The 7,369-nt window shown below is 49.2% G+C and carries 4 protein-coding genes and 1 pseudogene; all 5 read right to left on the bottom strand.

Annotated elements, in window-relative coordinates:
• Nucleotides 1-300: 300 nt before the first annotated feature.
• The 5 genes and pseudogenes from DXD78_RS20705 to DXD78_RS20685 all read right to left on the bottom strand — a co-directional run bounded on the left by DXD78_RS20705 (nt 301) and on the right by DXD78_RS20685 (nt 7,286).
• Nucleotides 301-1,344: an ABC transporter permease gene (locus DXD78_RS20705; protein ID WP_005809236.1), complete on the bottom strand. Its 1,044-nt coding sequence runs from the start codon at nt 1,342-1,344 to the stop codon at nt 301-303.
• Nucleotides 1,345-1,346: 2 nt separating this feature from the next.
• Nucleotides 1,347-1,574: pseudogene (locus DXD78_RS20700) on the bottom strand (hypothetical protein); the annotation flags it as partial.
• A 121-nt stretch (nt 1,575-1,695) separates the two neighbouring features.
• A complete protein-coding gene (locus DXD78_RS20695; RefSeq protein ID WP_117652951.1) occupies nt 1,696-3,054 on the bottom strand; it encodes an efflux transporter outer membrane subunit in 1,359 nt (452 codons plus the stop codon).
• Nucleotides 3,055-6,168: an efflux RND transporter permease subunit gene (locus DXD78_RS20690; RefSeq protein ID WP_117652950.1), complete on the bottom strand. Its 3,114-nt coding sequence runs from the start codon at nt 6,166-6,168 to the stop codon at nt 3,055-3,057. It lies immediately after the preceding gene.
• On the bottom strand, nt 6,165-7,286 hold the full coding sequence (locus DXD78_RS20685) for an efflux RND transporter periplasmic adaptor subunit (RefSeq protein WP_117652949.1): 1,122 nt from the start codon (nt 7,284-7,286) through the stop codon (nt 6,165-6,167). The genes DXD78_RS20690 and DXD78_RS20685 overlap by 4 nt, the downstream gene beginning before the upstream one ends.
• Nucleotides 7,287-7,369: the final 83 nt, after the last annotated feature.

Raw genomic sequence — 7,369 nt, 5'->3', positions numbered from 1 at the left:
AGATAGCCAAATTCAGTGAATTACGGGCTATGATTGCTTGAATTTATATTTAATCTCCTATGCGCACTTTATCTCCTATCGAAACATTAATCTTGTCCAGGACTCCCGATATCTGCGATTTTATTTCGATCTCCTTCATCGGAAAAACATTGCCGGATATGTTTATTTCCTCTTTGATCTCGCGATATTGTGGTTGTGTAGTTTCGTAAATTGCCTTTGTACCTCTTAGCGAAGAACGAAAAGCAACAAATGCCAGTGTGGCGGAAAAGATGCAAATTAATATAATCTTAAATGTCTTCATTATCCTATATTTTCGTTTCTAATGGCGTCAATGGGTTGTATAACAGATGCTTTCATAGCCGGAAATGCTCCGGCAATGACACCGGACAAAATCAAGATAACCAAAGCGAGAACAGCTACATTTATATCTATTTCTGCATGCTTTATCATTGTCGCGTGACGGGCGCTTTCGAGCAACCAATTTATAATCTCAAGAATAGCTGCACCTGATATCAATCCGATGATACCGGAGATTACAGTTATGATGACAGATTCCGTCAGCATTAACACAAGAATGGATTTAGGAGTTGCTCCTACAGCCTTACGGATGCCTATTTCGCTACTCCTTTCTTTGATCACGACAAACATGATGTTGCTTACTCCAACAATACCACTTATCAGAAAACAAATTCCTACGATCCAGATAAACATTTTCAATCCATCAAAGAGTCCCTCAAAAGCAGATGTTTGTGTCTCAAAATTGATTATCTGTAAGGCTTGCTTATCAGAATAAGCAAATTGGTATTTATTAGCGATGAAGGCTCTCAGCTCATTCTCAAATCGCTTGGAATCAACTTCTTTGTTCAGATATAAACAGAAAGCGCGCAATGGAGTCTTATTGTCAATACAGTTTATGTAACTTGAGAAGGGCACATATACCGAATTGATTTCCGAAGCGCTGAAAATATCATCATTCTTTAGTACGCCTATCACCTTAAAATCAATACCGGCAATGTTGATCGACTTACCCAACGCTTTTTGATTATTAAATAAGGTCGTACTGACATTTTCGCCGATAATGGTAACATTACGGGTATTCTCGTCATCTCCTTTATTAAAATATCGTCCATCTTCGTTGATTTTAAGTATCTTAATTCCCATATAGTTTTCATTGATTCCTATAATCTTAAAAAGTCCGCTTTTAGCTTTATTCATCACTTGCGAATAAGGTCCTGTTATTTCAGGCGAAATAGCTTTTATCCCCGGGAACTGTTTCTTTATGCGGTTAAGAAAATGCAAATCGAAATGCAATTGTTCCCCTTCTCTGATATTCTTATACTTCACCCAGAATCCTCATCATTCCATACCATGACGGATTCACCATAAGTTACTAACGTGGTCACATAGCGGTGTGTGGTATTGATATTGTGCTGGGTTTGAAAAATAGCGATTGATTCATTCTCTATTTTCTGTACACGACTACGCTCGTGCAGAACAATAGCGACCATGCTGCCAATGATCGCCATTAAAAGAAAGTATCCTATAAATATTTTATGCTGCAAAAGTATTTTCATTGGCTTGATATTTTACAATCCAAATATTGCTTTCGTACAATATCTACATGCGGCAGAATCACGAAAAATATCCGAGATGAATAACACTAATAATAATTTCAAATTTTTCTATTTATTGCAGTTACATTCCTCCTCCCAACACATGATAAAGTTTGATTACACTTTGTATGCGTTCAAAACGAGTTTGTAGCTGTTGCACTTCCGCTTCGAGAAGAGACTGTTGGGCGGTCAACACTTCCAGATAGGTGGCATTGGAATGACGCATAAGCGATTCTGTCTTTCGCACAGCATCGCATAATGTTTCAACCTGTCGAGCATTGATTTCAATTTGCGATTTTGCCGTCTGCCATGCAGTCAGAGCATCGTTCACTTCTTTTCCAGCGTTCAGCAATGATTGCCGGAACAACAGTTTGGCTTCTTCCTGACGGCTTTTGGCTATCTTCAAGTTGGCGATGTTTGTGCCCCGGTTGAATAAGGGCTGTGTCAGGGAACCGATGGCATTGAGCAACCATTGTCCGGGATTTACGATTACGCCACCGCCGTTATTAGTCCATCCAAGAGTCCCCGAGAGGGTAATATTGGGATAGAAGGCGGCACGAGCCGCATTGGTGGCGTAGAACGCTTGCGCCAGTTCCATTTCAGCCTGACGCACGTCGGGACGGTTGGAAAGCAGTTGCAAAGGGACTCCGATCGAGACAGTATCGGGGAAAGCAGCCTCGGCCAGATCACTTCGTCCAATCGAGTGTGACGGCATGGCAAGTATCGCAGACAGGGCGTTTTCTGTTTCGGAAATACTCTTGCGTATGGATAACAGGGATGCTTCGAGTCGCATCACGTTCGCCTTTGCCTGCAATACGCCAGCCTCGTTTGATTTCCCCACTTTTTTCAACGCTTCAAGAGTGCGTACGGTAGTCCGCCAGTTCTCCAAAGTCCGGTTACTTATTGTCATTTGTGCGTCAAGCATGGCAAGGGTGTAGTAACTGTCTGCAATAGTGGCGACAAGCTGTGTCTGTACGGCCTGCCGGTAGGCACGGCTTCCTTGTAATGCGGCGGCTGCGCCACGCTTTGCCGCCGTAAGTTTGCCGAAGATGTCCAGTTCCCAGCTTGCCGACGCTCTCACATTATATGTCTTTGCCGTTGCTCCGTCATGTTTATTGGCATTACCTTCGGCAGTCAGTCCCAGTGATGGAAGATATGATAGTCTGGCAGTCATCAGGACGGCTTCTGCCGCTTCCACGCGTAACCGTGCCACATTGAGGTCTGCGTTCCGTTCAAGTCCGGTTTCAATCAAGGACTGGAGTTTCGGGTCGGTAAACATTTCCCGCCACGACAGGGACGCGATGGTCATTGTATCAATGTCCGCCGGCATGTCCCGATACAGATTCTCCGTTGAGAGGTCAGGGCGATGATACCGGCTGTATGTGCCACAGCCGGCAAGCATCCATCCCGACAATATGATATATATTACTGTCTTCTTCATTTAATTATGCTTAACACGTTCTTGGATATATTGGAATACAATAAACAATGACGGCACAAGGAACAACAGAGCCAAAGTACCTACAATCATTCCACCGATTACACCTGTGGCAAGCGAACGGCTGCCGTTGGCACCCACTCCGTGCGCCATCATCAGCGGGACAAGACCGAACACCATGGACAACACAGTCATCAATATGGGGCGCAGGCGGACTTTTGCCGCACTGTATGCCGCCTGTGCCAGCGTCATGCCTTCCGACCGCCGTTTACCGGCGTATTCGGTAAGCAGGATCGCTGTCTTGGCAAGCAGGCCTATAATCATGATAAGTCCGGTCTGCATGTAGATGTTGTTCTCCAGACCGAAGAGCCACGCAAACAGGAAACTGCCCATCAGTCCGCAAGGCACCGACAACAGAACCGCGAAGGGTATGAACACGCTCTCATACAAGGCGCACAGAATCAGATAGACCAGAACCATGCAGAGCAGGAATATAAGCGTGGCATTGTTGGTCGTCTTGCTTTCCTCACGCGAAATGCCGCCAAACTCGTATGTGTAATTTGACGGAAGCACTTCACGTGCCGTCTCGCCGATGGCTTCGAGCACCTGCCCCGAACTGTAGCCCTGAGCCGGAGACCCGCTAATCGAGATGGCGTTGAACAGGTTGAAACGGGTGAGGTCTGACGGGCCGTTGGTCTTGGTCAGGCGCACGAACCGGCTCAAAGGCGACATGCCGCCATCGGTGGCACGCACATACATGTGGTGCAGGGATTCCGCATTCACACGATATTCCGCCGGAGCCTGCATGGTCACATGGTAGAGCTTGGAGAACCGGTTGAAGTCGGAAACATATTGTCCGGTATAATAGCCCGACAATGTGGAAAGCACATCTGCGGGCGACACACCCGACTGTTCGCATTTGGCGGCATCGATATCCACCCAGTATTGCGGATAATCCGTGGCAAAGGAGGAATAGACTTCGCCGATTTCGGGTCGCTGCGACAAGGCTTCGACAAACTTGTCTGCCTCTTCCTTGAAGGCGGCGATGTTTCCGCCCGCCTTGTCCTGCAAATAAAGCTCGAAACCGTTTCCCATGCCGTACCCGGCAATCATCGGAGGCGACATGGCGAACACCGTGGCATCGGGAATATCCGAAGTGGCGGCATAAATCTTTCCGATGACATCATTGACCGACTGCCCCTCTCCCTTACGCTGCTCCCAGTCTTTGAGTGTCACGAAATACATCGCCTGCGAGGGACCGGAAGCGCTGAAAGAGAAACCGGCGACCGCACCGCTGTATTCAATCTCGCCGATGCTGTCGAGACGGCTGTTGATACGCTCCATCACCTTACTTGTCTGAGCCATGGATGTGCCGGGCTTCGTGTTCATGCTCACCATGACCGTCCCGGTGTCCTCTTCGGGAATAAGTCCCGTCTTTGTGACATTGACCAGCAGCACCAGCAACCCGAAAGAAATGCCTATGATGCTCCACAACAGCCATCGGCGATGGATAATGAACATCACTCCACGTACATAGCGTCGGCTCAGACGGTCGAAGACGGCATTGAACGCTTTACGGAAACGGGCTGCAAAATTGTTCTTGGTGTTGCCCTGCTCATCGATATAGGGTTTCAGCAGCAGCGCGCAAAGTGCCGGTGAGAGTGTGAAGGCATTGACTGCCGAGATTCCCACGGCAACAGCCATCGTGATACCGAACTGCGTGTAGAACGCTCCCGAAGTCCCGCCCATCATGGCAACGGGGAAAAACACTGCCATAAAGATGATGGTAGAGGTCAGGATAGCCGACGAAACGCCTTTCATGGCATCATCAGCCGCGAGAACCGCAGACTGATAGCCCTCGTCGAACTTCGCCTGCACCGCTTCCACCACCACAATGGCATCATCGACCACAGTTCCGATGGCAAGCACAAGCGCGAACAGGGTGAGCAGGTTGACGGAGAAGCCGATCATGGACATCACGGCGAACGTACCGATAATGGAGACGAAAATGGATATCGTAGGAATAAGCGTGGACTTAATATCTTGCAAAAATACATATACCACCACGATAACCAGAAGTATCGCTTCAATAAGTGTCCGGATAACAGAATTGATGGAAGCATACAGGAACTTGTTGGTATCGGTAAGCACCACGAATTCCGTCCCTTCGGGCAAGTCCCGGCTGAGGTCGTCAAGCACTTCGTGAATCTCCTTGATGGTGCTTGAAGCATTGGACCCGGCTTTCTGGTTGATGAGCATCATGGCTGCCGGATGCCCGTTCACTTCGGAGGAATATTTGTAGTATTCATCGCCCAGTTCCACATCGGCAACCTCCTTCAGCCGAAGCACATTGCCGCCCGGCAGTGACTTGATGACCAACTCACCGAACTCTTCCGCGCCGGACAAGCGTCCGCGGTATTTCATCGTGTATTCATTGGCGGTAGGATGATTGGCACCGAAGGAGCCGGTGGCGGCCTCGATGTTCTGTCGTGCGAGTACGGTGGATATGTCATCGGGGATAAGCCCGTATTGCGCCATCTTGTCGGGACGCAGCCAAAGTCGCATGCTGTAGTTGGAACCGAACATCTGTGCCTTTCCCACGCCGCTGATACGTTTCAGCCTCGGCTCGACATTGATTTTCACGTAATTGTTCAGGAAGGTCTGGTCGAAGCGGTCATCGGGCGAATAGAGCGCGAAAGTCATCAGTTCGGCATTCTGCTGCTTTTCAGTGGTGACACCGGTCTTGGTGGCTTCCGCCGGAAGCTGGCTCAGCGCGCCGTTCACGCGGTTCTGCACGTTTACCGCCGCCATGTCCGCGTTGGTTCCCTGCTTGAAATAGATGTCGATGGAAGCATCGCCCGTATTCGATGTCGTGGAAGTCATATAGGTCATGTCTTCCACGCCGTTGATGGCTTCTTCCAGAGGGGTTATCACTGCCTTCTGCACAGTTTCAGCGTTTGCTCCAGGATAAGTTGCGGATACGTTGATGGTCGGAGGTGCGATGTCGGGGTATTGTTCCACCGGCAAGGAAAACATGGAAATCATGCCCAACAGTACAATCACCACCGAGATAACGCCCGAAAACACCGGGCGGTCTATAAAAAATCTCAGGTTCATTTCGTTTCGTTTTTAGGGGTTATGCTCATGCCTTCTCTCACCAGTCCCACGCCTTCGGCGACAATGGTGTCACCGACCGAAAGACCTTCTTTTACGATAAACCGGTTGCCGTCGTTCAGGCGGTCCACCGTGAGATAGGCGGCTTCCGCCTGTCCGTTTTTCAGACGGTAAGCGATAATCTTGTCCTGCAGTTCCACGGTGGCGGTCATGGGAATGGTTACGGCCTCCGTTTTCGGGTTTTGAAGGATGACATTGCCGATGCTGCCACTCAACAGTTCGCGGTCGGGATTGGGGAACAGGGCTTTGATTTGTACCGTTCCGGTAACAGGATCCACCACGCCGCTTACGGTTTCAATACGTCCTTTCGCCTTGTACAGGCTGCCGTCGTTGAGTTGCAGGCCCACTTCCGGCATCCCGGCTATCATGCTGTCAATCGAGCCATAGCGAGCCAAATATCGCCGTAGCATATTCTCCGAAATGGAGAAATAGGCATACATCTCCGCATTGTCGGACACGACCGTGAAAGGCTGTGCCATATTGGGACCGACAAGCGCACCGATGCGATAGGGCAATGTGCCTACTACTCCGTTGCTCGGGCTTTTGATTTCCGTATAGGAGAGATTGTTGCGTGCATTCGATTCTTGTGCCTTTGCCTGTTCGAGTTCAGCACACGCCACTGCCAGTTGGTTCCGGGCGAGAGAAAGCTCGTAGTCGGATATGACCTTCTCGTCAAACAATGCCTGCTTGCCCCGCAGCTCGATTCTTGCCGTTTCCACTTTTGCCTGTGCCGCGCTGACATTGGCCTGCGCCGTGCGTAATGCCGCCCGATAGGGCACTTGGTCAATTACAGCCAATACTTGACCGGTCTTCACCCGTTCACCCTCTTTCACTTTCAGACGGATAATGCGCCCGGATATTTGCGGCAGGATGTCCACATCCTGCCGTCCGCGTATGGCGGCGGAATAGGACTCGGAGATTTCCACCGGACTTGCCGCGACCTTTATGACCCGATAACTCTGCACCGCATCCTGCTTGCCGTCCGCCTGCCTGCATCCGGTCGGCAGGAACAGCATGAGAGCAAATGCGGCGAAATTCGTGATAATGAATTGCTTGTTCATATTTTCTTCTTGTTTTGTATTAATTCATAAATTGATTTTTGGAACATGAATAAAAGTTTATCTTTTTCGTTCATGCGGATATT

The organism is Bacteroides sp. D20, from assembly GCF_003436255.1.
GTDB classification, from domain to species: domain Bacteria; phylum Bacteroidota; class Bacteroidia; order Bacteroidales; family Bacteroidaceae; genus Bacteroides; species Bacteroides uniformis.
Note: the sequence above shows the minus strand (reverse complement) of the source record. Positions and strands in the feature narration are given on the sequence as shown.

Coding starts and splice junctions, on each gene's coding strand:
- DXD78_RS20695 (WP_117652951.1), bottom strand. CDS start 3,054: ATGAAGAAGACAGTAATATATATCATATTGTCGGGATGGATGCTTGCC.
- DXD78_RS20690 (WP_117652950.1), bottom strand. CDS start 6,168: ATGAACCTGAGATTTTTTATAGACCGCCCGGTGTTTTCGGGCGTTATC.
- DXD78_RS20685 (WP_117652949.1), bottom strand. CDS start 7,286: ATGAACAAGCAATTCATTATCACGAATTTCGCCGCATTTGCTCTCATG.